At 68.8% G+C, this 26666-nt stretch carries 24 protein-coding genes; 8 read left to right on the forward strand and 16 right to left on the reverse strand.

Annotated elements, in window-relative coordinates:
- Nucleotides 1-183: 183 nt before the first annotated feature.
- Complete coding sequence (locus EDD41_RS04960) at nucleotides 184-447, forward strand: hypothetical protein (RefSeq protein WP_123575164.1); 264 nt, start codon at nucleotides 184-186, stop codon at nucleotides 445-447.
- A 71-nt stretch (nucleotides 448-518) separates the two neighbouring features.
- On the opposite strand, the gene EDD41_RS04965 is transcribed toward EDD41_RS04960, so the two are convergent.
- The 6 genes from EDD41_RS04965 to EDD41_RS17390 form a co-directional block, all read right to left on the reverse strand.
- Complete coding sequence (locus EDD41_RS04965) at nucleotides 519-2261, reverse strand: chorismate-binding protein (protein WP_123575165.1); 1743 nt, start codon at nucleotides 2259-2261, stop codon at nucleotides 519-521.
- Nucleotides 2262-2264: 3 nt separating this feature from the next.
- Nucleotides 2265-3308, reverse strand: a complete 1044-nt coding sequence (tsaD, locus tag EDD41_RS04970; RefSeq protein ID WP_094763943.1) for a tRNA (adenosine(37)-N6)-threonylcarbamoyltransferase complex transferase subunit TsaD — start codon at nucleotides 3306-3308, stop codon at nucleotides 2265-2267.
- On the reverse strand, nucleotides 3308-3817 hold the full coding sequence (locus EDD41_RS04975; protein ID WP_123575166.1) for a GNAT family N-acetyltransferase: 510 nt from the start codon (nucleotides 3815-3817) through the stop codon (nucleotides 3308-3310). Before EDD41_RS04975 ends, tsaD begins: the two co-directional genes overlap by 1 nt.
- Complete coding sequence (tsaB, locus tag EDD41_RS04980; RefSeq protein WP_123575167.1) at nucleotides 3814-4497, reverse strand: tRNA (adenosine(37)-N6)-threonylcarbamoyltransferase complex dimerization subunit type 1 TsaB; 684 nt, start codon at nucleotides 4495-4497, stop codon at nucleotides 3814-3816. The genes EDD41_RS04975 and tsaB overlap by 4 nt, the downstream gene beginning before the upstream one ends.
- Complete coding sequence (tsaE, locus tag EDD41_RS04985) at nucleotides 4497-5372, reverse strand: tRNA (adenosine(37)-N6)-threonylcarbamoyltransferase complex ATPase subunit type 1 TsaE (protein ID WP_425454347.1); 876 nt, start codon at nucleotides 5370-5372, stop codon at nucleotides 4497-4499. Before tsaE ends, tsaB begins: the two co-directional genes overlap by 1 nt.
- Nucleotides 5373-5473: 101 nt before the next feature.
- The gene (locus EDD41_RS17390) at nucleotides 5474-7858 is read right to left on the reverse strand and encodes a DEAD/DEAH box helicase (protein WP_123575169.1); all 2385 of its coding nucleotides are present in this window, start codon (nucleotides 7856-7858) and stop codon (nucleotides 5474-5476) included.
- 434 nt (nucleotides 7859-8292) lie between these two features.
- Between EDD41_RS17390 and EDD41_RS04995 the strand changes: the two genes are divergently transcribed.
- The gene (locus tag EDD41_RS04995; RefSeq protein ID WP_123575170.1) at nucleotides 8293-9438 is read left to right on the forward strand and encodes a glycosyltransferase family 4 protein; all 1146 of its coding nucleotides are present in this window, start codon (nucleotides 8293-8295) and stop codon (nucleotides 9436-9438) included.
- Nucleotides 9439-9456: 18 nt separating this feature from the next.
- Here EDD41_RS04995 and EDD41_RS05000 read toward each other — a convergent pair whose 3' ends face one another.
- The 4 genes from EDD41_RS05000 to glmS all read right to left on the reverse strand — a co-directional run bounded on the left by EDD41_RS05000 (nucleotide 9457) and on the right by glmS (nucleotide 13635).
- Nucleotides 9457-10872 carry an NAD(P)H-hydrate dehydratase gene (locus EDD41_RS05000; protein ID WP_123575171.1) on the reverse strand — a complete coding sequence of 472 codons (1416 nt, stop codon included), beginning with the start codon at nucleotides 10870-10872 and terminating at the stop codon, nucleotides 9457-9459.
- Nucleotides 10869-11225 (reverse strand): holo-ACP synthase, encoded by a 357-nt coding sequence (locus EDD41_RS05005; RefSeq protein ID WP_094763938.1) that lies wholly within the window; start codon nucleotides 11223-11225, stop codon nucleotides 10869-10871. The genes EDD41_RS05000 and EDD41_RS05005 overlap by 4 nt, the downstream gene beginning before the upstream one ends.
- A complete protein-coding gene (locus tag EDD41_RS05010) occupies nucleotides 11225-11689 on the reverse strand; it encodes a tetratricopeptide repeat protein (protein ID WP_094763937.1) in 465 nt (154 codons plus the stop codon). The genes EDD41_RS05005 and EDD41_RS05010 overlap by 1 nt, the downstream gene beginning before the upstream one ends.
- A 98-nt stretch (nucleotides 11690-11787) precedes the next feature.
- Complete coding sequence (gene glmS, locus EDD41_RS05015) at nucleotides 11788-13635, reverse strand: glutamine--fructose-6-phosphate transaminase (isomerizing) (protein ID WP_094763936.1); 1848 nt, start codon at nucleotides 13633-13635, stop codon at nucleotides 11788-11790.
- Between the two features lie 148 nt (nucleotides 13636-13783).
- Here glmS and coaA point away from each other — a divergent pair, with 148 nt between their 5' ends.
- Nucleotides 13784-14752, forward strand: coding sequence for a type I pantothenate kinase (gene coaA, locus EDD41_RS05020; protein WP_094763935.1), 969 nt, complete (start codon nucleotides 13784-13786; stop codon nucleotides 14750-14752).
- 70 nt (nucleotides 14753-14822) lie between these two features.
- On the opposite strand, the gene EDD41_RS05025 is transcribed toward coaA, so the two are convergent.
- On the reverse strand, nucleotides 14823-15257 hold the full coding sequence (locus tag EDD41_RS05025) for a hypothetical protein (RefSeq protein ID WP_148060477.1): 435 nt from the start codon (nucleotides 15255-15257) through the stop codon (nucleotides 14823-14825).
- Nucleotides 15258-15305: 48 nt separating this feature from the next.
- Nucleotides 15306-15434: a hypothetical protein gene (locus EDD41_RS17760; protein ID WP_281273090.1), complete on the reverse strand. Its 129-nt coding sequence runs from the start codon at nucleotides 15432-15434 to the stop codon at nucleotides 15306-15308.
- Between EDD41_RS17760 and EDD41_RS05030 the strand changes: the two genes are divergently transcribed.
- Both EDD41_RS05030 and EDD41_RS05035 read left to right on the forward strand, forming a co-directional pair.
- Entirely contained in the window at nucleotides 15427-16380 is a 954-nt protein-coding gene (locus EDD41_RS05030) for a M15 family metallopeptidase (RefSeq protein ID WP_148060478.1), read from the forward strand. The genes EDD41_RS17760 and EDD41_RS05030 overlap by 8 nt on opposite strands.
- Entirely contained in the window at nucleotides 16380-17105 is a 726-nt protein-coding gene (locus tag EDD41_RS05035; protein ID WP_123575174.1) for a hypothetical protein, read from the forward strand. The genes EDD41_RS05030 and EDD41_RS05035 overlap by 1 nt, the downstream gene beginning before the upstream one ends.
- A gap of 160 nt (nucleotides 17106-17265) precedes the next feature.
- Here the strand turns inward: EDD41_RS05035 and glmM are convergent, their stop codons facing one another.
- The 4 genes from glmM to treZ form a co-directional block, all read right to left on the reverse strand.
- The gene (glmM, locus tag EDD41_RS05040) at nucleotides 17266-18618 is read right to left on the reverse strand and encodes a phosphoglucosamine mutase (protein WP_094765758.1); all 1353 of its coding nucleotides are present in this window, start codon (nucleotides 18616-18618) and stop codon (nucleotides 17266-17268) included.
- A gap of 137 nt (nucleotides 18619-18755) precedes the next feature.
- The gene (rpsI, locus tag EDD41_RS05045) at nucleotides 18756-19286 is read right to left on the reverse strand and encodes a 30S ribosomal protein S9 (RefSeq protein ID WP_094765757.1); all 531 of its coding nucleotides are present in this window, start codon (nucleotides 19284-19286) and stop codon (nucleotides 18756-18758) included.
- Between the two features lie 29 nt (nucleotides 19287-19315).
- On the reverse strand, nucleotides 19316-19759 hold the full coding sequence (gene rplM / locus EDD41_RS05050; RefSeq protein WP_123575175.1) for a 50S ribosomal protein L13: 444 nt from the start codon (nucleotides 19757-19759) through the stop codon (nucleotides 19316-19318).
- A gap of 131 nt (nucleotides 19760-19890) precedes the next feature.
- Complete coding sequence (treZ, locus tag EDD41_RS05055; RefSeq protein WP_123575176.1) at nucleotides 19891-21666, reverse strand: malto-oligosyltrehalose trehalohydrolase; 1776 nt, start codon at nucleotides 21664-21666, stop codon at nucleotides 19891-19893.
- 175 nt (nucleotides 21667-21841) lie between these two features.
- Here treZ and EDD41_RS05060 point away from each other — a divergent pair, with 175 nt between their 5' ends.
- The 3 genes from EDD41_RS05060 (at nucleotide 21842) to EDD41_RS05070 (ending at nucleotide 26625) form a co-directional block, all read left to right on the forward strand.
- Nucleotides 21842-23182, forward strand: a complete 1341-nt coding sequence (locus EDD41_RS05060) for a glycoside hydrolase family 125 protein (protein WP_123575177.1) — start codon at nucleotides 21842-21844, stop codon at nucleotides 23180-23182.
- 619 nt (nucleotides 23183-23801) lie between these two features.
- Nucleotides 23802-24476, forward strand: coding sequence for an MOSC domain-containing protein (locus EDD41_RS05065; protein WP_123575178.1), 675 nt, complete (start codon nucleotides 23802-23804; stop codon nucleotides 24474-24476).
- 52 nt (nucleotides 24477-24528) lie between these two features.
- Nucleotides 24529-26625, forward strand: a complete 2097-nt coding sequence (locus EDD41_RS05070) for an elongation factor G-like protein EF-G2 (RefSeq protein ID WP_123575179.1) — start codon at nucleotides 24529-24531, stop codon at nucleotides 26623-26625.
- The last annotated feature ends 41 nt before the right edge of the window (nucleotides 26626-26666 follow it).

Here is a 26666-nt window from a genome sequence, read left to right on the forward strand (position 1 = left end):
GGGTTCGACGCGCGTCGCGCGGGGGCAGGAATCCTGGGTACGACTTTCGGAGGAAGGCCCACACGTCACGAAGAGTTTTGGGTAGCGCGCCAATTTGTGCAGCGCGCCTGACTAGAGCGGCGTACTGTCTATTCCCGCCAGCTGAGGCCAGGCCCCGTACCCGCGACGAACTTCGCCCGTCGGATGTTGCCGAACCTGGTCACCATCGGCGCCTCCAGGATCTACCTACCGAGCCACGCGACCCTCTCGAGCCGGGTCGGCATCACCCTGGGCGCCCTCGCTCTCACCGGGCTGGCGACAGCGTGGGGCCTGGACACCGAGCTGATCACGCACTGGACCACCTCCCGGAAGCCATTCCTCACAGGCTTCGTGGTCTTCATCGCTGCCTGGTGGTTCCTGGTCCAATGGACCCGACCAGCCCTCCACGTACCGCTGTGGACACTCTGATTCCTGGGCGGAATCCTCCTTGCCTTGGTGTTCGAGCAGCGTGGGTGGGGTCGGCCAGCGCCGTCCGACCCTCAGGCGATGACGGCGGGCAGCCAGCCACGCACGGAGTTCAGCACTGCCAGTTCATCGGCCTGCAGCAGGTCTTTCCAGACGAGGCTCCGCTCCACCAGGCGCCCCTCGTCGAGCAGTTGGGCGCGCAGCACCCCGGGCAGGCACCCGTCGGTCACCTGCGGCGTCACCCACTGACCGTCCACCAGCGCCGCAATCGTGAAAATCGACGTCTCGGTCACGAATCCCCGCTCGTTGAGGAAGACCACATCGTCCACGTCGGGACGGCGGGCCCGTGCCTCGTCGAGGATCCGACGGTGCGTCGTCTTCCAGGAGCGCCACGGGTCATCACTGCGCACCCGACGATCGGCCAGGGCAAGACGCACCCGCTCCATCCGCGGTACCGGGCGCGATGTCACGTCGGCCCCCGTCTCCCCCAGCGCCACGCGCACCGCACCGTCACCCGGCGTGGGTCGGGCGCTCAGGAAGGCGTCGCGGATCTGCTCGGCGGTCCAGCCCAGACCCAGTTCTCGGCAAGTCCGCACCCCGCGCTCGACGTGCCGCTCCAGCAGCGGGAAGTCATCATCATCCCAGCGGGCGGTCTCCAGCACGCGCACCGGTTCGGCGGGCAGGGCATCCAGCACCCGTGACTTGGTGACCAGCTCGTCCCACTCGGCTGCCGGATCCGAGCTCCAGGTGATCCCGCCACCCGCGCCGTACCGCACCGTGCCGGCAGACTTGTCGACGCTCGCCGTGCGGATCGCGACGTTGAACGAACCGGCCGATGCGTCGAAGAGCCCGATGCTGCCGCAGTAGATGCCGCGCGGCCCGGCCTCCAACTCGTCGATGGCCAGCATCGACGCGAGCTTCGGCGCCCCGGTGATGGAGCCGCACGGGAACAGGGCCGTCAGCACGTCGACCGCGTCCAGTCCGGCGCGAAGTTCGCCCTCGATCCGGCTCACCAGCTGCCAGACCGTCGGATACCGCTCGGCCCGGCACAGGTCGCTCACCACCACGCTGCCCGTCGCGCACACGCGCGCCAGGTCATTGCGCAACAGGTCGACGATCATCACGTTCTCCGCAACGTCCTTCTCGCTGGCCAGCAACCCGTCCCGCGCCGCACGGTCCCCGGAATCGTCCGCGACGGTGGGGGCGGTGCCCTTCATGGGTTCGCAGGCCACCCGGCCGTCGCGCCAGGCCATCATCAGCTCCGGGCTTGCGCTGGCCACGGCGAAGTCGTCGGTCTCGATGAAGGCGCAGTGGCCGCTCTGCTGGGCCAACGCCAGGTCCCGGTAGAGGCCCTCCACGGAACCGGCGAAGGAGGACTGCAGCTGGGTGGTCAGGTTGCACTGGTAGAAGTCTCCGCGGGCAATACGCTCCCGAACCTGCTCCACGTCACCCAGATGCCGCCCGCGGCGCACTTGAGGCTCCCACTCGCCCACGTGGTAACGGTTGTTCTCAGGCGTCGGCCAGCTCGCGGGCACCGCTCGGGGAGCTTCGGGAAGTACCGCGAACCAGGCCACCGGGCAGCGCCCTTCGTCACGCTGATGCCACCGAGTCCCGTCCGGCTGGGCGACCAGCACCTGACCCGCCTCGTAGGACAGGAAACCCGCCAGCGTCGCTCCGCTGGCCAATCGGGAACGGACCTCTTCCAGAACGGGACGCAGCTCATGGGCGGCGTCGGCCCGCAGCACCTCGCACTCCCCGTCGAAGCGCCGGCAGGTTCCTGCGACGATGTCGTCGAAGCGGAGCGCGACGCGCTCCACGGCTCAGACGAGGATCGTGGAGATCGGCAGGCCGGAATTGGCACCGATGTCCATGCTGGACGGCTTGCCGCCCTTCTTGACCACCTCGGAGCCCAGCACGGCGATCATCGCGCCATTGTCCGTGCACAGGCCCGGACGAGGACGGCGCAGCTCGACGCCGGCCGCGGCCATCCGTTCTTCCAGCAGACCACGCAGGCGGGAGTTCGCGGCCACGCCTCCACCGATCAGGAAGTGCGTCAGCCCGTGGTGCTCGCACAGGTCGACGGCCTTCGCGGTGAGCACGTCACAGGCCGCCTCCTGGAAGCTGGCCGCGACGTCGTTCAGCGGTACGTCCAGGCCGTCGCGCTCGCGGGTCTCCACCCAGCGGGAGACGGCGGTCTTGAGCCCGCTGAAGGAATAGTCGAAGCGGTGCTTCTCCAGGTCCTTGCGCGTGGTCAGGCCCCGCGGGAAACGGATTGCCTTCGGGTCACCCAGCTGGGCAGCCTTGTCGATCACGGGGCCGCCGGGGTACGGCAGGCCCAGCACGCGGGCCACCTTGTCGTAGGCCTCCCCCGCGGCGTCGTCGATGGTGCCACCCACCTGGACGATGTCGGTGGCGATGTCGTTGACCACCAGCAGCTCGGTGTGCCCGCCGGAGACCAGCAGGGCACCCGCCGGGGTCGGCAGCGAACCGTGGTCCAGCAGGTCGACGGCCACGTGACCGGCCAGGTGGTTCAGCCCGTAGAGCGGCTTGTTGGTGTAGGCGGCGAGCGCCTTGGCCGAGGCCAGCCCGACCACCAGGGCACCCATCAGGCCAGGACCGGCGGTGACGGCGATGCCGTCCAGCTCGGAAAGGTCGACGTCGGCTGTGGCGAGAGCGCGCTCCAGCGCCGGGACCATCGCCTCCAGGTGCGCGCGGGAGGCCACCTCGGGCACCACCCCACCGAAACGCACGTGCTGCTCCACCGAGCTGGCCACCTCATTGGCCAGCAGCTCGTTGCCGCGCACGATGCCCACACCGGTCTCGTCGCAGGAGCTCTCGATCCCCAGGATCAGCGGTTCACTCATCAGTCCAACCCATCATCACTCAGGCCCGCAGGGCGCTGTGGGGCAAGGGGCGCGGCCATCAGGGTGGCGTGCACGCCCTGCCCGTAGTAGTTCTCGCGACGGCTGATCGGCCCGAAGCCGAAGCCCTCGTACAGGGCGATCGCCGCGTCATTGTCCTCGCGGACCTCCAACAGCATCCGCTCGGCTCCAATCGCCCGGGCCCACTCCATGCCGGCCCGCATCATGTGCTTGGCGGCGCCCTCGCCCCGGTGCTGGCGAGCCACCATGATCCGGTGCAGGTCCGCATCACCTCCACGCAGGTGGTCCCCATCCGGGGTTGGCACGCACTGGAAGGTGGCCGCGGCCATCACCCGGTCATCGGCGTCGCGTGCGGTGATCACGAAACGGTCATCGGCGTGCATCTCGTCCAGCCAGGACTGGCGGCCCCAACGCTCCCACGGGTGGAAGGCGCCGGACTCCAGCTCCATGATGGCGTCGACATCGGCCTCGCGGCCCGCCCCGAAGATCATGGATTGCCCCCCAAGGGCTTGAGGCTCAACCGCTTGCCACTGCTGCTCAGCAGGGTGGACTTGCGGGTGGTTGGCGCCACGGCGTCGGGCTTGCGCAGGTACATGGCGTCGGATCCGGCGTCCGGCAGCTGGCGCCAGTGGCCGGCCAGCACGCCCGCGTCCAAGCGCTCCGGCCCCCCGGCGGCAAAGAGCTCCGGGAAGGCGGTGCACCCCGGCCCCGCCAGCGGCAGGTCGGGCAATTCGGCCGGGGCGCTCACCTGCGGCTCACCGATCCGCCGGCCAGCGGCGTCATAACGCGCCCAGTACAACTCCTTGCGCCGCGCGTCGGAGGCGATCACGAACTCCCCCGCCGGCGCATTCTCGGCGTGGACCCACTGCCACGCGACGACATCGAGGCTGCACACGCCATGCATCGGGGTGCCGGCCAGCGACGCGATGGTGTGGCCGGTGACGATGCCCACCCGCAGTCCGGTGAACGGACCCGGGCCGAGGCCGACGGCCACCTCGGTGATGTCGGCCAGCGTGATGCCGGCCCGCTGGCACATCGCCTGGATCGCCGGGGTCAGCTTCTCGGCATGGCCACGACGGTCGTCGATCCGATCGCTGGCGACGATCTCACCATCGCGGGCCAATCCAAGGCAGATGTCCGTGGAGGTGTCCAGGGCAAGTGTCCAGGCCATCAGAGTTCCTCTCCCAGGGTGTGCAGGTCCACGCCGTGCCAGCGCTCACCGGTGCCCTGCAGGTAGACGGTTCGGGTTTCGTCCTCGGGGTCCAGGCTGCGTCGGATGTCGATCTGCAGCACCGAGTTGGACAGTCCCTCGGCCAGTCCGGCGCCCCACTCCACCAGCGTCACCGCATCGGGCAGGGTCTGGTCAAGATCAAGGTCGAACAGTTCGGCCTCGGAACCCAAGCGGTAGGCATCGACGTGCACCAAGTCCGGCCCCTGGCCACGGCTGTGGTGCACGCGGCTCAACACGAAGGTCGGTGAGATGACCGGGCCATCGACGTCCAGCCCGGCACCGATCCCCTGGGTCAGGGTGGTCTTGCCGGCACCCAGGTCACCGGAGGCAACGACGACGTCCCCGGCGCGCAGCAGCCCGGCCAGACGACGGCCCAAGTCCTGCATCTGCTCCCCGGTGGGCACATCCACGAGCGCGGGCAGGTCGGCACCCATCACATGGCCCAGCGGGGCCTCCCGCAGCACCCGGAAGCCGTGATTGGTCCACCATGCCCGGGTCTCAGGGAATTCCTTGCGACACAGTAGTTCCAGGCGTCGCGCCCCGAGCTCGACGAGCACCTCGCCGGCACCGCGCACCATCTCGGCCGCGACCCCGTGGGTGCGCTGGCCGGGCAGCACGCTGACCCGGTGCAGCCCGCCGACCTCGCCGTCCAGACTGGTCAACAGACAGCCGACCATGCGGCCGTCCACCTCTGCGATGACGCCGGGCGCCTCCGCCAGCCGGGACTCGATGTCGGTCAGGCTGTCCGACAGGGCCGCGGCCGGCGGGTCCACCTCGGGCCGGGCACCGAATGCCTCATGGATGACGTGCAGCATCGCCGGGGCGTCAGCGGCCTCGGCGATGCGCAGGTCAACCTGTTCAGGGTTGTTCACGTCGTCCAACAATACGTCGTGTGGGGTGGGCTGTGGTGCCGCGATCAGCGATCGCGACGCCAGCCCTCGCTGTTGTTGCTGCGACCGCCGCCCGCACGGTCGAAGCCGCCACGTCCGCCACGGTCGCGGTCACGGTCGCGGTCGCCGCCGAAGCGACGTCCTCCGCCGCCCTGGCCGCGGTAGCCGCCGCCCTGGCTGCGGCCGCCGAAGCCGCCACGGCTGCCGCCCTGACGCGGGCCGCGGGCGCCGCCGCCACGCTTGGGGGCAATGATGCGCTCGTACTCGGCATCCTCGATCGGCACACCGTCCACCGGACGCGCGCCGGTCTTGTCGGCCAGCTCCTCCTCGCCCGGGTGGGCGTTGAGCTGCTCGGCCTTGACGCCGGCAGCACCCAGCAGGCGCAGCATGGAGCGGCGCTGGTGCGGCAGGCAGATGGAGGCCACGACGCCCTTGGTGCCGGCGCGGGCGGTGCGCCCGGCGCGGTGCAGGTAGTCCTTGTGGTTCATCGGCGGGTCGATCTCCAGCACCAGGGTCACGTCGTCGACGTGGATGCCACGGGCCGCGACGTCGGTGGCCACCAGGACCGGCACGGAGCCGTCCTTGAAGGCCGCCAGGATGCGGGTACGGGCGCCCTGGGTGAGGCCACCGTGCAGCGCACCAGCCATCACGCCGGCGGCGCGCAGCTGCTCGGCAACGCGGTTGGTTCCCATCTGGGTGCGGCAGAACAGCACCGAACGACCCTCACGATTGGCGATCTCCGCGGTGATCAGGTTCTTCTCGTGCGGCGGGACGTGCAGCAGCACGTGCTCCATCGTCGTCACCGACGCACGGTCGGAATCCACCTCGTGGGTGATCGGGTCGTGCAGGTACTTCTTGACGATCTTGTCCACGGCACCGTCGAGGGTCGCGGAGAAGAGCAGCCGCTGACCGTCCGAGGGAACGGTGTCCATCAGGGTGGTGACGGCGGGCATGAAGCCGAGGTCGGCCATGTGGTCGGCCTCGTCGAGGACGGTGACCAGGACCTGGGAGAGGTCCACCGCACCCTGCTCGAGCAGGTCGATCAGGCGGCCGGGGGTGGCCACGACGATGTCGACGCCACGCTCGAAGGCGCGCAGCTGCGGGCCGTAGCCCATGCCGCCGGCGATCAGCGTGAGGTCGAGGCGCAGGGTCTTGGCCAGCGGGGCCAGCACGTCGGCGCACTGCAAGGCCAGCTCGCGGGTCGGCACCAGGACGAGGCCACGGGGGGCTCCGCCGGTCGACTCGGCGGCCGCGATGCGGGTGAGCATCGGCAGGCCGAAGCCCAGGGTCTTGCCGGAGCCGGTCTGGCCGCGGCCCAGCACGTCGCGCCCGGCGATGGCGTCGGGGATGGTGGCCGTCTGGATCGGGAAGGGGCTGGTGATGCCCTGCTTGTCCAGTGCGGCAACGAGCTTTGTGGGAACGCCCAGGGCAGCGAAGCCCTCGGTGGCGACGACGGCGGAGTCATCGACTTCGCCGAGGTCGGTGGCCTCCCAGCTCATCTGGTCCAGGTTCTCGCTGGCGGGGCGGTCCTCGCGACGGTCGAAGGAATGACGCTCCTCACGCTCGAAGCGGGGCTTGTCGTCCCGCTGGAAACGGGGCTTGTCGTCCCGCTCGAAACGGGGCTTGTCATCGCGCCAGGTGCGCTCGTCGGCGGGCACACCGTCACGACGATCATCACGCTGGAAGCGGGGACGGTCCTCGCGGTTCGGGCGCTCGGGACGGTCCCACGGCTTGCGCTCGGCGCGGGGCTCCCACTTGGGGCGGGGTGCCGCGTCGTAGGCGCGGGCGGGACGGTATTCCTTGCGGGGGCCACGTTCGGGGCGCTCGTCCCGGTTGAAGGTACGGCGCTCGCCGCGGTCCTCGCGGTTGAAGCCACGGTCGTCACGGCCGGCACCGCGGTCGTCGCGCTTGAAGCCCCCGCGATCCTCGCGCTTGAAGCCCCCGCGATCGTCGCGGCTGCGGTCATCACGGTTGAAGGGACGACGCTCGCGGTCACCGGAGGGACGCTCGCCGCGATTGTCATAGCCGCGGGACTCGGTGCCACGCTCGACATTGCGGGGGGCGCGGCCACCGAAGCCACCCTCGCGGGGCTCGTAGGCGGTGAAGTTGCGGCCCTTGGCGTCGCTGCGGCGGGGAGCATCGCTGCGGTAGTCGTCGCGACGCTCGTAGCCACCCTCGCGGGGGGCACGGTCTGTGCGGTCGTCACGACGGGGAGCGCGGTCGTCACGGGAGGAACGGTCCTCGCGGGGCTCCCACTGCTTGCGGGGGCCCTTGCCGTAGGCAGCGCGCTTGTCGTCGCTCCAGCGGTTCTTGGCGGCGCCATCAGCCTTGAAGCCCTTGGGGCCCTTCTTGGCGGGCTTGAAACCGGGGGCCTTGGCCGCCTTGCGGCCGTGCGGAGTGGGACGGGGCATGGTGGTACTCACTTCTCTGGGCGCAGTACGCCCGTTGGGGCAGCCGATCATGGCTGGTTCATCACAAGGAACCGTGGCGCACCAACATGCACTTGCTCTCACGCAGATTGATGGCGACGGTACATGGCACTCGAAGCCATGTTTGGCATCAGGCGCTCGGGGCGAATTGGTCGCCTCATCCAAGCTGCAACTGATTCGCGTCGTGGGCCAACTACCGCTCCCTCATTCGGGAACGAATTGCCCAACCGAGAGGCAACACTACCAGTCAGGGCGTGTTCACCACGAATCCAGCCTGTGATCCGGCTGTGGTGTCCTGCCCCGTTCGTCTGGTGTTCAGATTCGTCAACCCGCGTTCAGACCCATCGCGAAGTGTTCAGCCCGGTGTCTCCCCAGACTGTCCGGAGGCACAGGAAGTGGGGTCTACCATCGAAAACGTGAGAGTTGCTTTTGCGGCAGAGTCCTTCCTCCCCCAGGTCAACGGCGTCACCAATTCCGTCCTGCGGATGCTCGAGCATCTGCAGGCCCAGGGCCACGAGGCCCTCGTCCTGGCACCCGCCGCCGCCGGCCGGGTCCCCAAGCAGTACGCGGGCTTCCCCGTGGTCACGCTGTCCAGCGTCGGACTGCCCGGATATTCCGACGTCCGCGTCAACACCGCCCCGCGCTTCATGATCGACCGCACCCTGGCCGACTTCCGGCCCGACGTGGTGCACCTGGCAGCCCCCTTCGCCATCGGCTACAAGGCAGCCCTCAGCGCTGCCCGCCTGAACATCCCGAGCGTCGGCATCTACCAGACAGAGATCGCCACGTACGCCACCCAGTACGGCTTCCCCGCACTGGAACCGGTCTTCTGGTACCGGCTGCGGCAGGCCCACCAGTTGGCCACGTTGAACTTCGCGCCCTCCACCTATGCGCGTGACCAGCTGATGGAACAGGGCATCCCGCGGGTGGGGATCTGGGCGCGTGGCGTGGACTCGGTGCGCTTCCACCCGGACAGGCGCGACGAGGAATTGCGCCGCGAATGGGCACCCAATGGCGAGAAGATCGTCGGCTACATGGGCCGGCTGGCCGCGGAGAAGCGGGTCCAGGACCTGTCCGCCATCGCCGACATCCCCGGCATCAAGCTGGTCATCATCGGCGACGGCCCGAGCCGGGCCGAGCTGGAGCAGCAGCTGCCCGGCGCCATCTTCCTCGGCATGAAGGGCGGCGAGGAGCTGCCCCGCTGCCTGGCCAGTTTCGACCTGTTCGTCCACACCGGCGAACTGGAGACCTTCGGCCAGTCCATCCAGGAGGCGGAGGCAAGCGGACTTCCGGTCATCGCACCGCGACGCGGCGGCCCCATCGACCTGGTCAAGCCCTCGCACAATGGCTGGCTGTACGAGCCCGGACGTCTGGACCAGCTGCGGGGCCACGTGCTGGACCTGGTGGGCGATGACTTCAAGCGCCAGGCCTTCGGTCGCACGGCGCGGGCCAATGTGGAGTACCGCACCTGGCCCTTCATCTGCGGCCAGCTGGTGGAGCACTACGAGGAGGCCATCAAGATGGGCGTCCGGATTCCCCGCCTGACCAATTCAACCCGCTGACCGGGTTGGTGTCGTAGGTCACCAGACCGGGTCGAAGCCGCCCACCACGGCGGCCACCTCGCGCGCGATGACCTCCGGGGGCCACGGCCCGAGCCGACGCTTCGCGGCCATGGCCTGCACCGAGGCTCCCAGCAGGGCTGCATCGGCCGCACTGAGGCCGGCCGCCAGCAGTGCGGCGCAGATCCCGGCGAGCACGTCACCGGAGCCCGCCTGGGCGCTCCAGTGGGGGCCCGGCACGGCCAGCTGGACCCTCCCGCCAGGCTCGACGACGTACTGTGTCGCCCCCTTGAGCAGCACCACGGCCTGCCATCGTTCGGCGGTCTCCCGCGCGTGGGTGAGCGGGTCGGCCTCCACCTGGGCGCGCTCCACGCCCAACATGCGGGACATCTCCCCCGCGTGCGGGGTCAGCAGCGTGTTCGGGGGCACGACGGTGGGCAGGCTGAGCAGGGCATCGGCGTCGATCACGGCTGGCGTCTTGACGCCGAGGTGCGCGGCCAGGCGGTCCCGGTTGGCCTCGGTCTGTCCCCAACCGGAACCCAGGAGCCATGCCTGCACTGCTCCCTCGCCGTGGGTCACGCTGGGCAGCTGGGTGCGGACCAGCTGGGCGGCAACCTCCGGGCCGACGAAACGGATCATGCCGGCGCCGGCATGGAGCGCCCCGATGGTGCCCAGCAGGGCGGCACCCGGGTAGCGGGTCGAGCCCGTGTCGATGCCCACCACGCCGCGCGAGTACTTGTGGCTGGTGGGGCCGGGCACCGGCCACAGCCGTGCGATGTCGGCGGGCGTGGCCTGCAGCGCCACCGGGCGCGTCGCGACCGGCACGTCGAGATCCTCCAGCTGCACCACCCCGCACCGTCCAGCGGCGGGTTGCAGCACGTGACAAGGCTTGCGGGCGATGAAGGTCACGGTGCGGGCGGCACGGAAACCGTCCTGCTCCACATGTCCGCGGTCGGGGTCCAGTCCCGACGGGATGTCGACGCTGAGCACGGGGATGGCGAGGGCCTCGGCCTGTTCGGCGAAGGTTGCCACCACCGAGTCCAGGCCCGGACGCCCGCCGATGCCCAGCACGGCGTCGATCACCAGGCTGGCCTGGGCCAAGAGCTCGGTGGCACCCAGCGCATCCACCTCACGGCACCCGGCCTCCAGGGCAGCGTGCAGACCGTCTGGGTGCGCCTGCCCGGTGGTCAGCCACAGGGAGACGGGGATTCCCTGTCCGGCCAGCCGGGCGGCCGCGTACAGGCCGTCGCCGCCATTGTTGCCGGGGCCAACGGCCACCAGCACGGCGCCCTCGCTGGTCCGGTCGCCCTCGAGCAACTTCGAGGCCGCCTCCGCGACGGCCTCGGCGGCCAGCTGCATCAGGTCGACGCCCGGCTGCTGGGCGAAGAAGGACTCCTCCGCCTCGCGCACGGTCTGGGCGGTGTGGATGGGGATCATTTCGCCTCACAGATCACGAAGGCGGTGGCAAAGCCACCGTCGTGGGAGATGGACAGGTGGACGTGGGTGATGCCGAGCTCGTCGGCGCGCTCCTTGACGCTGCCGCGCAGCGCGAAGCTCGGGGCACCAGTCTCGGTGCGCACCACTTCACTGTCCAACCACGCCATGCCCGCCGGGGCGCCCAGCGCCTTGGCGAGGGCCTCCTTGGCGGCCCAGCGGCCGGCCTGGGAGGCGACCGAGGTGGCCGCTTCTGCGGGGTTCAGGATGCGCTGCACCACGCCCGGCCTGCGGGTGCACATGGCCTGCCACCGCTCGATGCTGCACAGGTCCACGCCGATTCCGACGATGGCCATCAGGCACCTCGCCGGCTCTGCGCCACGCGCAGGGCGTGCTGAGTGGTGGCCAAGGCCCGTGGCGAGCCGACAGCTCGCCCCAGCAGGGCCAGGCGCAACATGTCAACAGCCTCGCCAGTCCGTCCGGCAGCCAACAGGGCGCAGCCGAGGTGGTGCTGGAGGTAGGTGGCGCGGGCCGGCGTGCGGTCCTCATCGAACAGCTCGCGCCAGGCCGCGACGCCCTCGTCATGGCGCCCCTGCGCGGACAGGGCATCGGCGAGCAGTGCTCGGGTCCGGAAGTCCTGGGGGCGTTGCCGCAGCATCTGCTCGGCGCCCGCGGGGTCCTCGCCCCAGAGCCGTTCGAGCTCGGCGCCGTAGGGGTCGTCGGTCCGGTCGGCCCGGAAGACCTCCAGGTCCGTGATCCGGGGCCGCAGCGTGGCGCGGTCCACCTGCCAGCCGGGCCCGCCTTCGAGTTCGTCGCTCACGGCTCGACCCTAGTACGTCTCCCCCAGAAGGACAGTGCCCCACCGGCGAACCGGTGGGGCACTGCATTGGCTGGTCTCAGGGGGTCGCCCCCCTCAACTCATTCAACCGTGACGGACTTCGCCAGGTTGCGGGGCTGGTCGACGTCATTGCCCAGCAGGGTGGCCACCTCGCAGGCGAACAGCTGCAGGGGCACGATGGCCAGCAGCGGCTGCAGCAACGTGGATGCCTTGGGGTGACGGATGATGACGTCGGCGTAGGGGTTGACCGAGTCGTCGCCCTCCTCCACCAGCACGATGGTCTTGGCGCCGCGGGCGCGCACCTCCTGGATGTTGGAGACGACCTTGTCGTGCAGCTGGTCACGGCCCTGCGGCGGGACCATCACGAAGACCGGGATGTCCTGCTCGATCAGGGCGATGGAGCCGTGCTTCAGCTCACCGGCGGGGAAGCCCTCGGCGTGCTTGTAGGCGATCTCCTTGAGCTTCAGCGCGCCCTCGAGTGCCGACGGGTAGCCGACGTGGCGGCCCAGGAAGAAGAAGGAGCGGTCATCCATCAGGTCCTTGGACAGGTCCAGGATCTGCTGGTCGTTGTCCAGCATCGTCTGGATGGCGGCCGGCATCTTCTGCAGCTCGTCGGTGATGGCCTTGATCTCGTCGCCGTACTTCATGCCGCGCACCTGGGCGAGGTAGAGGCCCAACAGGTAGCAGGCGACCACCTGGGTGAGGTAGCCCTTGGTGGAGGCGACGCCGCGCTCGGGGCCGGCGTGGGTGTAGATCACGGCATCGGACTCGCGAGGGATGGTGGCGCCGTTGACATTGCAGATGGCGATGACCTTGGCGTGCTGCTCACGGGCGTGGCGGATGGCCATCAGGGTGTCGGCGGTCTCGCCGGACTGGCTGATGGTGACCACTAGGGTGTTGGGGTCGATGATCGGGTCGCGGTAGCGGAACTCGCTGGCAATGTCGACCTCGCAGGGAATGCGGGTCCAGTGCTCGATGGCGTACTTGGCCACCAGGCCGGCGTGGTAGGCGGTGCCACAGGCAACGATGACGATCTTGTTGATCCGGCGCAGCTCCTCGGGCGAGATGCGGATCTCGTCCAGGGTCAGCTTGCCCTCGGCGTCGTAGCGGCCCAGCAGGGTGTCGGCGACGGCCTGCGGCTGCTCGTAGATCTCCTTGCGCATGAACCAGTCGAAGCCACCCTTCTCGGCGGCGGTGATGTCCCAGTCGACGTGGTACGGGGTGACATCGCTGGCGGGCGTGCCATCGAAGTTGGTGACCTCGTAGGAGTCCTTGGTGATGACGACGACCTGGTCCTGGCCCAGCTCGACGGCGTCGCGGGTGAACTCGAGGAAGGCGGCGACGTCGGAGCCCAGGAAGTGCTCGCCTTCGCCGACGCCCACCACGAGCGGGCTGTTGCGCCGGGCGGCGACGACACGGTCGGGGTCCTGGGCGTCGATGGCGACCAAGGTGAAGGCTCCAGCCAGACGGCTGGCGACCGCGTGGATGGCGTCGGTGATGGTGGCGCCGTCATCGACGAGCTTGCCCAGCAGCTGGGCGGCGGCCTCGGTGTCGGTCTCGGACTTGAACTGGACGCCCTGGGCCTCCAGCTCGCTGCGCAGTTCGGCGAAGTTCTCGATGATGCCGTTGTGCACGAGGGCGACGCGGCCGGACTGGCTCACGTGCGGGTGGGCGTTCTGGTCGGTGGGGCCGCCGTGGGTGGCCCAGCGGGTGTGCCCGATGCCGTGGCTGCTCGCGGGCAGCGGGTTCGCCGCGATCTCGGCGTCCAGATTGGTGATCTTGCCCGACTTCTTGCGGGCCTCGATCCTGCCGTCGGCCTCGACGGCAATGCCGGCCGAGTCGTAACCGCGGTACTCGAGGCGTCGCAGACCCTCGATGACAACGTCCTGGGCGCTACGCGGCCCGATATATCCCACAATTCCACACATGGCAAGAAGTGTACAAAAGGACTGAGCGTTTTGCGAATGCCGCGCCCGGCCAGATGCTGGACCACACCCCTTGCGGTGGACAGGAACAACCGTCGGTTGAGAATCTAGCTCGTGAGGAGGCGCCGCACACCGATTCGGCGCGACACGAATGAGTGAATCTCTGGCGCAGGACCGTGCCGACGACGCTGCGGGCGGCCCCTATGTCCAGTTGGACCGCAACAGTTGGGCCGAGCTGGCCGACCACACCGACATCGACCTGGACGAGGGCACCCTGGCGCGGCTGCGTGGCCTGGGCGATCCGACCAGCCGCGAGGAGGTGGAGGCGGTCTATCTGCCGCTGACCCAGCTGATCCACCTGCACATGCGCCACACTGGGCACCTCTACCGCGCCAGCAATGCCTTCCTGGGGCTCGACGTGCGGCGCACGCCCTTCGTGATCGGCGTCGCCGGCTCCGTGGCCGTCGGGAAGTCCACCACCGCCCGGCTGCTCAAGGAGTTGCTCTCCCGCTCCCCCGGCCGCCCGAGGGTGGAGCTGATCACCACCGACGGTTTCCTCTACCCCAATGCCGAGCTGGAACGCCGCGGCATCCTGGACCGCAAGGGATTCCCGGAGAGCTATGACCGCCGCGCCCTGCAGCGCTTCGTCGTCGACGTGAAGTCCGGGATGCCGGAGGTCACGGCCCCGGTCTACTCGCACATGGTCTACGACGTCACCGACGAGGTGGAGGTGGTGCACCGCCCGGACATCCTCATCGTCGAGGGCCTCAACGTGCTGCAGCCCGCCCGGGTGCGCAGCAATGGCACCACGGGCCTGGCCCTGAGCGACTTCTTCGACTTCAGCGTCTATGTCGACGCCGCGGAGCAGGACATCCGCTCCTGGTACCTGGAGCGCTTCCAGGCCCTGCGCAAGACCGCCTTCAGCGACCCGCGCAGCTTCTTCAAGCGCTACGCGACGATGAGCGACGAGGAGGCCACTGCCTTCGCCCACAAGGTCTGGGACGAGATCAACGGGCCGAACCTGCGGCTCAACGTGGCGCCCACCCGGCCCCGCGCCACGGTGATCCTGCGCAAGGGCGCGGACCACGACGTCGAGTGCGTCCGGATCCGCAAGTTGTGACGATGCTTGATCCTGTCCCGAATTGCTGACGCCCCCACGTGGAGCAGGTTATGGTCAGGTGACCCGCTAGTCACTCGCTGAGGAGCTCTCGCATGCGTCGCCCCGTCCTGGCACCAGCCGCCGCCACACTTGCGTTGGCCCTTTCCCTGACTGCTCCACCCGACGCCCACGCGAAACCCACGCCGAGCCCCAGCCCCACCCCGGCACCGTCACCAACCGCTTCGTCGCCCACTGCTTCAACTCCCATTGCTTCAACTCCCACTGCTTCAACTCCCATTGCTTCAACGACAACGCCCACACCACCGTCGGCCAGCAATCCCAGCCCCGACACGACAGCCACCGACGAGGCCACGCCCGCCTCCACTGCCCCAGTGCGGAGCTCTTCCCCGTCGGCCTCCTCCAGCCCCTCCCCCTCCCTCGCGACTTCCACGACGCCGAGTGCCAACCCCAGCAGCCGGACAAGTGCCACTGCGGCAGCACCCGCCATCACCATCTCGTCGGTCACCTGCACAGGAGGGTGCGCCAGCGGTGGGTGGGTTGCCGGCTTCGGCAGCTACCGCGTGGCGGGTTCCACGACTCTCCCGGCCGGCAGCACGATCGTCCTGCGGCTCTCCATCCGGGGAGGCGTACCCAAGCAGGCCTCCACCGCGACGATCTCCAGCACAGGCAGATTCGTGCTCACCACCCCCATGATGGCCTCCGGTGCCGTGGTGGCCAGCGTCGCATCACCTGACGGCAGGACCGGGGCCAGCGCGGCCCCCATCAACGTCGCCTTCCCGAAGCTGACGATGACAGCCAGCAGCTACAACGCAGCCACGCTGAAGGGAACCAATGTTGCAGGCCAGCTCAACACCAGGATGGCCAACCGCTCCGTGAGTCTGTGGGTCTGGACCTGGTTCCCGTCCGAGGGCCGCAGCCGATGGTCCTTCAGCAAGACCGTCCGCACGAACACCACGGGGGCCTTCGCCACCAAGCTGGACTTCAACAATGGGTACGTCGGTTCTCAGCGCTGGAAGGCAGAGAGCACGTACACGAACACCACCAAGGCCTTCGGCGCGGAGTTCACCACGAACAAGGTTGCGCAGATTGACTTCTCCACCGTGTCAGCAACCTCGTCCATGGTCTCCACCACATACCGCTCCGGGTGCCCGGTGGCCCCCTCCCAGCTGACACGGATCAACATGAACTACTTCGGCTTCGACAAGCGGTTGCACCGCGGCCACCTGATCGTGCGCAGCACCGACGTCGCCCGGTTCAAGAACGTCTTCGTCGCCGCCTTCAATGCCCGCTTCCCCATGAGGGTCATGCGGGACCCGAGCCCGTACGGCAATGACGACACCTCGATGGCGGCCGACAACACCTACGCCTTCTTCTGCCGCCAGGTCAACGGGAATCCCTATGCGATGAGCCCGCACAGCTATGGACGTTCCGTGGACATCAATCCCGTCGAGAATCCCTACCGCAAGCCCAATGGCTACTGGTACCCCGTCAACGCTCGCAGCTATGTGGACCGCAGCAACCGCCGCCCCGGGATGCTGTTCAGCGATTCGCCCATGACGAAGTCCTTCCTGGCCAATGGGTTCAAGTGGCTCACCGGCTTCGACTGGCAGCACTTCCAGGTGAAGTGATGGGTACCCGGCATGCACCGCCCCTGGCGGCGATCACGGTCCTGGCCCTTGGGCTGCCCCTGACGGCGTGTTCGTCTGCCGAGCAGGCACCACCGCAGGTCTCGCCGAGCCTCTCGACGTCCGGCAGCGTGGACCCCAGCAGGGCGGCGGACCAGGTGGCCTCCGAACGAGCCCACCTGCCGTCTGCCAGCGCGACGCCGGCCGCCACGCGCGCCGGTGACCTGGACCAGTCAGTCTTCAGGGCGTCCATGGGCCGGTGGAAGGCCGTCCCCGGCGAGGGCGACGAGGGTACCTACCAACCCAACGGCTCCTGGGTGCATGCGCTGGATCCCGCGCAGGTGGTGCAAGGGCTGTCTCTGCAGGCCTGCGGGAAGTCCCCCGCCCTGCCACAGCCCAAGCACGTGCTGGCCTCGGACTACCGCGATCAGGGAAACCGACCGGCAGTGGGACAGGCCCTGCGCTTTGCCGACGCAGGCCGGGCCAAGGCCTTCGCGGGGGCCTATGTCGCCCTGCTGAAGACCTGCACGGCCCGGAAGAATCCGATGGCGGTGACCGTCTTGTCCACCTCCCCTCAGCTGGTGGACCGGCGCGCGATGCTCGCCGACGGCTCCGCCTGGCTCGAGGTGGTCTCCGTGCAGGGAAACCTGGTCAAGCTCTTCGCCGCCAACGAGCAGGACGCCAAGCTCACGGACGCCGAGGTCCAGGCAATCACGAAGGCCATCTGACAAACGGCCCCGCCACCCCATCGCGGCCTGTGCTCCGTCCCCAAAACCGCACGTAGCTTGATCTGGAGGTACCCAGCTCGGGATACAAGCCCAGCTGGGTACTCCAAGATCAAGCTACGTGGAGGACAGTGCACCCAAGGAGGGGCATCCTTGCGCGGCCCTACAGGCTCACGCGCTCCTTGACGATGGCGGCGAGTTCCTCGCACACCTGCTGGGCGCGCTCGGTCGTCTCGGCCTCGACCATGACCCGCACGACGGGCTCGGTGCCCGACGGGCGCAGCACTACGCGGCCGGTGTCGCCCAGCTCCTTGTTGGCGGCGCTGACGGCGCTCTGGATCTGCGGATCGATGCCGGCGCGCAGCTTGTCGACGTCCTTGACGTTGATCATCACCTGCGGCAGCCGGGTCATCACCTGGCCGAGCTCCTTGAGGCTCTTGCCGGTGCGGGCCATCCGGGCGGCCAGGTGCAGGCCGGTGAGCACACCGTCGCCGGTGGTGGCGAACTCACTCATGATGACGTGGCCGGACTGCTCCCCACCCAGGGTGAAGCCGTTGGCATTCATGCTCTCCAGCACGTAACGGTCGCCAACCTTGGTGGAGTCGACGCTGATGCCGTGCTCCTTCATGGCGTTGACGAATCCGAGGTTGCTCATGATGGTGGCCACGACGGTGTCGCTGTGCAGCTTCTGGTCCTCCTTGAGGGTCAGCGCCAGGATCGCAAGGATCTGGTCACCATCGATCAGGTTCCCCTCGGCATCGCAGGCCAAGCAGCGGTCGGCATCACCGTCGAAGGCCAGACCGAGATCGGCACCCACCTCGACGACCTTCTTCTGCAGGTCCCCCATGTGGGTCGAGCCGCAGTTCTCGTTGATGTTCTCGCCGTCGGGGGTGTTGTGGATGGCGACCACCTCGGCACCTTGGGTCTCGAAGGCGGCCACTGCGGTCATCGAGCTGGCACCGTTGGCGCAGTCCAGGACCACCTTGAGCCCTTCGAGGCTGGAATCGGCGCCCAGGCTGGAGACCAGGTGGGCGACATAGGCCTCGATCGCCCCCAGGTCATCGGTGACGCGGCCGACGGCAGCACCAATGGGGCGGGCCCACTCCTCGCCCATCCGTTCCTCGATGGCGTCCTCGAGCAGGTCGTCGAGCTTCACGCCACCGCGGGAGAAGAACTTGATGCCGTTGTCGGGCATGGGGTTGTGGGAGGCGGAGAGCATGACGCCCAGCTCAGCATTGCGGTCATTGACCAGGAAGGCGACACCGGGGGTGGGCACGACGCCCACCCGGACCACGTCGACGCCGGCACTGGCCAGGCCCGCGACGACGGCGGCCTCCAGGAATTCCCCCGACGCACGGGTGTCACGCCCGACGAGGGCGACGGGCCTCTTCTGCCCGAAGACCCCTGCCTCCCCCAGGACGTGGGCCGCGCCCACCGAGAGTTCCAGGGCCAGTTCGGCCGTGAGGTCCTTGTTTGCCAGTCCGCGCACACCATCGGTGCCAAAAAGTCGTGCCATGGGAAACAACCCTACCGTCCGGCCTGCCGCCCACACGCGACACGCACGGCGGACGATGCGATCCGGATACGGAACAGGCCGCCACCCGAGGGGTGACGGCCTGTTGCCGGAGCTGATGCGACGTGAGTCGCACCAGATCAACGCTTGCTGTACTGCGGGGCCTTACGGGCCTTCTTGAGACCGGCCTTCTTGCGCTCCTTGATGCGGGCGTCGCGGGTCAGCAGTCCGGCCTTCTTCAGGGCGGGGCGGCTGGCCTCTTCGTCGATCGCGTTCAGCGCACGGGCAATGCCCAGGCGCAGGGCACCGGCCTGACCGGTGATGCCGCCGCCATTGATGCGGGCGATGACATCGTAGGCCTCGGTCACACCAGCGGTCACGAAGGGCTCGTTGACCAGCTGCTGGTGCACCTTGTTCGGGAAGTACTCCTCAAGGCTGCGACCGCCGTTGATCGAGAACTTGCCGGTGCCAGGAACCATGCGCACACGGGCAATGGCCTCCTTGCGGCGGCCGGTGGCGCCACCCGCGGCGACGACCGCGGCGCGGCCCGACGGGTTCGTGGCGGGAGTCGGGTTCGAATCCGTACGGTAGGCGATCTCACGATCGTTCTCGTCGGTGAACGGGGCGACCTCGGTCTCGAGGTTCTCGTCAAGCTCTACGGTCTCAGACACATTGATTCCTTGATTCGCGTGGGCGATCGTCACTGGGCGATCTGGGTGATCTCGTACGCCTGCGGGTTCTGCGCGGCGTGGGGGTGCTCAGGGCCCGCGTAGACCTTGAGCTTGCTCATCAGCTGACGGCTCAGCTTGTTCTTGGGCAGCATGCCCCACACGGCCAGCTCGACGGCCTTGCGCGGATCCTTGGCCAGCATCTCGCCGACGGGGGTCTTGGTGAGACCTCCCGGACGACCCGAGTGGCGGTAGCGCATCGAGTCGGTGCGCTTGCTGCCGGTCAGGGCGATCTTGGATGCGTTGATGATGACGACGAAGTCGCCACCGTCGACGTGGGGCGCAAACGTGGCCTTGTGCTTGCCACGCAGCAGGGTGGCAGTAGTCACGGCGAGGCGTCCGAGGACGACATTCTCGGCATCGATCACATGCCAATTCCTGGTGATCTCCCCAGGCTTCGGGCTGTACGTAGACACGGGTCGCAGACCATCTTCCGTTAGATTCATGAACAAGGTGTGGCAGCGCTCAGGGCCGGCGAAAGCTCCGCCAAGACATTCCAATGCGCAACAGCGACTCATGCTACCTGCTGCGAGGCCCCGGAACAAAATCAGGACCTGCCGGGCATCGCCTCCGCCTCCAGGTGCAGCACCGCAGCGGCCTGCCGACCCAGCTGCAGCCGCCCCTCCACCAGCTGTACGTCGCCGACGCGCAACAGGATCTGGACACCGTCCTCCATCTCGATCTCGACGGGATCCATGTCGAAGTTCACGGCCACCGTCATCGTCTCGCCACGCTCCACCACGAACCAGTGGGAGTCGGGGTCGAAGCGGGCGGCGACCCACTCGAAGCGCGGGTCGGTCAGGTCGGGGTAGGTACGACGCAGCGCGATCGCATCGCGGTAGGTGGCCAGGATCTCCGCGTGCACCTCGCCGTCGAGTTCTCCCCAGTTGAGCTTGGAGCGCTCGAAGGCGGCCGGGTCCTGCGGGTCGACGATGGTGGAGGTGTCCCAGTCCATCTTGCTGAACTCCTCCAGCCGTCCCGTGCTGACCGCCTCGGCCAGATCCGGTTCCGGGTGGGAGCTGAAGAACATGAAGGGGGTGCTGGCAGCCCATTCCTCCCCCATGAAGATCATCGGGGTGTAGGCGGACAGCAGGGTGATCAGCGCGGCGATCTGCAGCTGGCGCGGGGTCTGCCGGGTGGCCAGACGGCCGCCGTCGGCGCGGTTGCCGATCTGGTCATGGTTGTCGCTGCACACCACGAGGCGCCAGGTGGGGATGGTCGGGGTGTCCAGCCGTCGGCCGTGGCGACGTCCCCGGAAGCTGGACTTGGTGCCGTCGTGGAAGAAGCCGGTCTCGATGACCTTGGCCAGCGCCTCCAGCTCCGCGAAGTCCGCGTAGTAGCCGGAGTCGTCGCCGGTCAGGTTGGCCAGCAGGGCGTGGTGGAAGTCATCGCTCCACTGGGCGTCCAGGCCGTAGCCGCCGGCCTCGCGGGGCGTGATGAGCCGCGGGTCGTTCAGGTCCGATTCGGCAATCAGGCACAGCGGCCGGTTGAGGAAGGTGCTCAGGGCGTTCACCTCAACGGCCATCTCCTCCAGGATGTGGATGGCGCGGGTGTCCACGAGGGCATGCACGGCGTCGAGGCGCAGGCCATCGACGTGGTAGTCCTGCAGCCACATCAGGGCGTTGTCGATGATGAAGCGGCGCACCTCGTCGGAGTCCTCGCCGGCCAGGTTGATGGCGCTGCCCCACGGCGACTGGACCGAGTCGTCGAGGAAGGGGCCGAAGAGCGGCAGGTAGTTGCCGCTGGGGCCCAGGTGGTTGTAGACCACGTCCTGGATGACGCCCAGGCCGCGGGCGTGGCAGGCGTCGACGAACTCCTGGTAGGCGCGCGGGCCGCCATAGGCGTGGTGTACGGCGTACCAGCCGACGCCGTCGTAGCCCCAACCGTGCTCGCCGTTGAAGGCGTTGACCGGCATGAGTTCCACCAGGTCGATGCCCAGCTCGACGAGGTGGTCCAGCTTGTCGATGGCTGCGGTCAGCGTGCCCTCGGGCGTGAAGGTGCCGATGTGCAGCTCGTAGATGATGGCGCCGGCCAGCTGTCGACCGGTCCAGTCGGAGTCCTGCCAGGCGTAGGAGGCCGGGTCGTAGAGCCGGGACAGGCCGTGCACGCCGTCGGGCTGCCAGCGCGAGCGCGGGGCGGGGATCAGGGCCTCGCCACCGTCAAGGCGGTAACCGTAGCCGGCGCCCTCGCGCAGCAGGTCCTGGCGCTCGGCGGGCAGCCGCCACCAGCCCTCCTCGCCACGTTCCAGGGGCACCTCGAGTCCGTCGACGACGACGTCGACGCGTTCCGGAAGGGGGGCCCAGACATCGAGCGACAGCGGCATTGGTCAACAACTCCTCGGATCGGTCGGCAGGCCTTGTTTCGACAGGCCGTTCGACGTGAACACGCTACCGGCTCGGCGGCCACTCTCCCCCGGGATGGACGCCCGCTACGCGCAGAATGAACACGCTTGCCGGATTGGCACGTTCAAGCGACGGCGAGGCCCCTAGGGTTGTGCCATGCAGCGGATCACCAGCCTGTGGCCCCGGGCCCTGCGCCCGGGAGGTGGCCGACGCGAGTGCCCGGTCCCCGACGAGGTCCGCGACGCCGTCGAGGCCCGCGGCCGCAGGATCGCCGAGGCCACGGGATTCCCGGGCTGGGGCGAGATGTACGTCCGGCTGATGCTGGACACCTGGCGCCGCACCCTGCAGCCGGGGCCCGACGGAGTCTTCGTCGTGACCGGGGACATCCCCGCGATGTGGCTGCGGGACTCTGCCGCGCAGATGCGTCCCTGGCTGGGATTGGCGTCGGACTGCGAAGCCGTCGCCGAGATGTTGCGTGGCTTGGTGCGGATGCAGTGGCGGCTGGTCCGGCACGACCCTCATGCGAATGCCTTCAACCACGGGCCGGTCGGAGGCACGCCGCACCTGTTGGACAACCATCTGCTCGCCCGTCGCGCGGACCCGTGGATCTGGGAGCGCAAGTACGAACTGGACTCGTTGGGTCTTCCATTGCTGCTGGCCCACCAGCTGCAGCAGGCCGCCGGTGACGACGCGCACCTGGACTGGGGCGTGCACAGCGGCTTCGCGGACGTCGTCTCCCTGTGGCGTCGGGAACAGGACCACGCCTCCAGCCGCTACCGCTTCATCCGGCTCGACGCGGTGCTCCGCGGGCGGGCCGACGACACCCTCCCCCGGCTCGGGCGCGGGTCTCATGTGGGGCGCACCGGGATGACCTGGCAGGGGTTTCGGCCCAGCGACGATGCCTGCCGCTTCGGCTACAACATCCCCGCGCAGCTGCTGGCGGTGCACGTCCTGCGGGTGGGTGCGCGGTGGTGCGACGAGCTGTGGCACGATGCGGACCTGGCCGCCGGGGCCCGCGGTCTTGCCGATGAGATCGAGGCGGGCGTGGCGGCCCACGGGATGTTGCCGGACGGCTCCTTCGCCTACGAGGTGGACGGGCTGGGCGCCGTGCTGGCAGCCGACGACGCGAACCTGCCGAGCCTGTTGGGCCTGCCGCTGACCAGCGCCGTGACGATGGATGATCCGCGCTACCTGGCCACCCGGGCGCGCATCCTGTCGTCGGCCAATCCGTGGTGGCACCGCGGGAAGGCCGCCAGCGGGATCGGCAGTCCGCACACCCCCGGGAACCGCGTGTGGCCGATTGCCCTGGCCGTGGAGGGCCTGACCAGCCCGGACCGCGACGAGCGTCTGCGCCTGGCGCGGCTGCTGGCCGACACCACGGCCGGCACGGGACGAATGCACGAGAGTTTCGACGCCGATGACCCGTCGGACTTCACGCGCGGCTGGTTCAGTTGGGCGGACATGGTGTTCTGCGAACTGCTCGCCAGCCTGACCTGACGCGTGCCTTCGCGACCCGGGGGTTGGTGGCTCCCCGGCTCACTCCAGCCAGGTCTCGAAGGACATCTCGAGGAGGTCGGATCCGAGAGCGTCACCTCGAACCATTCCTCCAGCTTCGCCTTGGCGAACGACAGGGGCGATCCGCCCGGGACGGCCGTCTCGTCGGAATCGAGCTTGGACGTCTGCACTTGGGCGTTGGTCTGCCGGACGGAGCATCCGCTGCTGCCCTTGCAATAGCCCACGAAGCTCTCGGCTGTTGCGCCGCGTGACAGTGCGTCGAGGTCCAGCCCGAGGACAGGGTTGCGGCAGGAGGCCACCACCACCCCGTGGGCATTGGCGTGGACGACACCCCGTCCACGGCCAGCAAATCCTCGGTTCCCGCGCAACCGGACAGTCCGAGTTTCTCCGCGACCTCCACGGCGGCTTTGTGATCGCAGGGCACACCCAAGCTGAGTCCCACGGTTCCGACACCGAAGACCTTGGAAGTGGCACCGAGGACAGTCCCCTGCCCCGAATTGTGAAGAGCCCCGCTGAGTCCCCGGACTCACCGGGGCGATGCAAAACACCGTTACCGAAGCGTGACCTAGCGAGCCACGCCTTCGTCGAGCAGGATGGGCCCATGCACACGTCGCCACGCATCAGCGCCTTGGGCTGGACCCCGGTCAAGGGCTGCACCTGGTTGAGCGCCAGCTCCCTCGACGTCACGAGCCACGGGATCGAGCAGGACCGCCGTTGGACTCCCGTCACCCACGGCCTGCGGGCGGTCAAGGCCACCGACGTCCCGGAGCTCGCCGGACTACGTCTGACATCCGAGGACCTCCCGGCGCCCGACGAGCACCTGGTCTTCCCCGACGCCCGGACCGTGCACTACTACGACCGCCCCTTCGAGGCGATGGTGCACGACGACCCCGCCGCGCAACGCATCTCCGAGTGGATCGGCCAACCGGTCTGGCTGGCCCACACCACCGGCCCGACGGGCTTCATCTGGAGCTCCCCCATCAGCGTGCTGCTGCTCAGCGAGCTGGCCGAAGCCGGCCTGCCCACCGACACCGACCGCTACCGCGCGAACGTGATCCTCGACGACCTGTCGGCTCCCCTGCCGTTGACCGTCGGACAGCGGCTGGAACTGGGCGACGTGGTGCTGGAGGTGGAACGTCCGCTGGACCGGTGCCGGGTGATCGACCACAACCCCGTCGACGGCCAGCGGGACCACCACCTGCTCCCCCGGTTGCGCGACGGGCTGTTGCTCGGCTGGGGCTGCCGCGTCCTGGCCCCGGGAACGCTCGTGACATAAACCACAACCAAACCCCCTTGTCAGCTGGGAAGGTCGGGAGCAATGTTGGGCCATGAGTTCAAAGGTGAGCGCTTCCAACAAGGTCTCCAGCCCCGTCGACCTACGCAATGTGGTCCTGGTCGGATCCGCGGGCTCGGGCAAGACCACACTGTTCGACACGATGCTGGCCGCCCGGATTCCCGGCCACAGGCCCGCCAAAGACGACACAGACCGTGCCGCCGCCCTGACCCTCGCGTCGGTCTCCACCGGCGACGTGGTGGTCAACCTCCTCGACGCCCCCGGACACCCGGACTTCGTCGGTGAGTTGCGCGCCGGGTTGCGCGCCGCCGACGCCGCGGTCTTCGTGGTCTCCGCCGCCGACGGCGTCGACAATGCCACCGCCGCCCTGTGGGCCGAGTGCAAGGCCGTCAACCTGCCGCGCGCCATCGTCATCACCAAGCTCGACGCAGAGCGTGGCGACTACGAGAGCGCCGTACAGACCTGCCAGGCCACCTTCGGCGAGGGCGTCGTACCCGCCTACCTGCCGCTGACCAATGACGCCGGCGAGGTGATCGGCTCGATGTCGCTGGTCACCGAACGCATCCACGACTACTCGTCGGGAACCTCCGAGCTTCGTGACGCCAGCGACGACGAGTCCGCCCAGATCGAGACCTACCGCGCCCCCTTCCTGGAGAGCGTGGTCACCGAGGCCGAGGACGACGACCTGATGGAGCGCTACCTCGAGGGCGAGCAGCTCGCCGTCGACCAGGTACGTGCCGACCTGCTCAAGGCCACCGCCCACGCCACCTTCTTCCCCGCCATCCCCGTCCAGGCCAGCAATGGTGTGGGCGTCGAGGAACTGTTCAGCCTCATCGAGCACGGCCTGCCGCACCCCGCGCTGCACCCGCTGCCCACCATCACCAATGCCGACGGCTCGGACATCCTCGAGCTGACCTGCGACCCCGACGGCCCGCTGGTGGCCGAGGTGATCCGCACCAAGTCGGACCCCTACGCCGGCCGCCAGTCCATGGTCCGCATCTTCTCCGGCACCCTGCGCACCGACGAGACGGTGCACGTCGCCGGACACCGGGAACTGTTCACCGGCGTTGCCGACGCCCACCACCCGGACCACGACGAGGACGAGAAGGTCGGCCCGCTGGCCTTCCCCGTCGGCCTGGAGATGAACACCAAGAAGGAGGCCATCGCGGGCGACATCGTGCTGGTCGGCAAGCTGACCCGGGCCGAGACCTCCGACACCCTGTCCGCCAAGGAGTCCCCCGCCCTCGTCGAACCGTGGAACCAGCCCGAACCGCTGCTGCCCACCGCGCTGAAGGCCGCGACCCGCAATGACGAGGACAAGCTGGCCGGTGCCTTGGCCCGCCTGGTCGTCGAGGACACCACCGTCCGGCTGGAACGCACCACGGAGACCGACCAGGAGATCCTGTGGACGATGGGCCAGGCCCACACGGACCTGCTGCTGGGCCGACTCAACGACCGCTACGGCGTGAAGGTCACCCAGGAGCCGGTGAAGGTGCCGATGCGCGAGACCTTCATCGCCGGTGCCAAGGCCCACGGCCGCCACGTCAAGCAGTCCGGTGGCCACGGCCAGTACGCCGTCTGCGACATCGAGATCGCCCCCGGGGAACGCGGCTCCGGTTTCGTCTTCGTGGACAAGGTCGTCGGCGGTGCCGTGCCGCGCCAGTTCATCCCCAGCGTCGAGAAGGGCATCAAGTCCCAGCTGGAGCGCGGCACCATCTACGGCTACCCGATGGTGGACGTCCAGGTCACCCTCTACGACGGCAAGGCCCACTCGGTGGACTCCTCCGACATGGCATTCCAGTCCGCCGGTGCGCTGGCGCTCAAGGAGGCGGCGACGCCGCAGACCGTCGCGCTGCTGGAGCCCATCGACGAGGTCACCGTCACCGTCGGCGAGGAATACCTGGGCGCCGTGATGACAGACCTGTCCAACCGTCGCGGCCAGGTGCTGGGCACCGACGCCGACGCCGAGCACCACTCCATCCTCAAGGCACTGGTGCCGGCGACCGAGCTGGGGCGCTATGCCGTGGACCTGCGCGGGCTCGCGCACGGCAGTGGCACCTTCACCCGCACCTTCCACGGCTATGAGCTGGTGCCGCCGCAGATCGCCCAGACCTTCGAGCGGGAGGCCTGACGGTCACCGGAGCACCACGGTCCCGAGCCTGCCAAGGGGCC

It is taken from the genome of Luteococcus japonicus, from assembly GCF_003752415.1.
In the GTDB taxonomy this organism is placed as follows: domain Bacteria; phylum Actinomycetota; class Actinomycetes; order Propionibacteriales; family Propionibacteriaceae; genus Luteococcus; species Luteococcus japonicus.

Bases quoted from the DNA above. Each gene is read 5' to 3' on its own strand.
- EDD41_RS04960 (WP_123575164.1), top strand. From the start codon at position 184: ATGTTGCCGAACCTGGTCACCATCGGCGCCTCCAGGATCTACCTACCG.
- tsaE (WP_425454347.1), bottom strand. From the start codon at position 5,372: ATGCTGCACGTCATCCATGAGGCATTCGGTGCCCGGCCCGAGGTGGAC.
- treZ (WP_123575176.1), bottom strand. From the start codon at position 21,666: ATGCCGCTGTCGCTCGATGTCTGGGCCCCCCTTCCGGAACGCGTCGAC.
- EDD41_RS05060 (WP_123575177.1), top strand. From the start codon at position 21,842: ATGCAGCGGATCACCAGCCTGTGGCCCCGGGCCCTGCGCCCGGGAGGT.
- coaA (WP_094763935.1), top strand. From the start codon at position 13,784: ATGAGTGAATCTCTGGCGCAGGACCGTGCCGACGACGCTGCGGGCGGC.
- glmS (WP_094763936.1), bottom strand. From the start codon at position 13,635: ATGTGTGGAATTGTGGGATATATCGGGCCGCGTAGCGCCCAGGACGTT.
- EDD41_RS04975 (WP_123575166.1), bottom strand. From the start codon at position 3,817: ATGATCTTCGGGGCGGGCCGCGAGGCCGATGTCGACGCCATCATGGAG.
- EDD41_RS05035 (WP_123575174.1), top strand. From the start codon at position 16,380: ATGGGTACCCGGCATGCACCGCCCCTGGCGGCGATCACGGTCCTGGCC.
- glmM (WP_094765758.1), bottom strand. From the start codon at position 18,618: ATGGCACGACTTTTTGGCACCGATGGTGTGCGCGGACTGGCAAACAAG.
- EDD41_RS05070 (WP_123575179.1), top strand. From the start codon at position 24,529: ATGAGTTCAAAGGTGAGCGCTTCCAACAAGGTCTCCAGCCCCGTCGAC.
- tsaB (WP_123575167.1), bottom strand. From the start codon at position 4,497: ATGGCCTGGACACTTGCCCTGGACACCTCCACGGACATCTGCCTTGGA.
- EDD41_RS05005 (WP_094763938.1), bottom strand. From the start codon at position 11,225: ATGGCCATCGTCGGAATCGGCGTGGACCTGTGCAGCATCGAGCGGTGG.
- EDD41_RS05065 (WP_123575178.1), top strand. From the start codon at position 23,802: ATGCACACGTCGCCACGCATCAGCGCCTTGGGCTGGACCCCGGTCAAG.
- tsaD (WP_094763943.1), bottom strand. From the start codon at position 3,308: ATGAGTGAACCGCTGATCCTGGGGATCGAGAGCTCCTGCGACGAGACC.
- EDD41_RS05000 (WP_123575171.1), bottom strand. From the start codon at position 10,872: ATGATCCCCATCCACACCGCCCAGACCGTGCGCGAGGCGGAGGAGTCC.
- EDD41_RS17390 (WP_123575169.1), bottom strand. From the start codon at position 7,858: ATGCCCCGTCCCACTCCGCACGGCCGCAAGGCGGCCAAGGCCCCCGGT.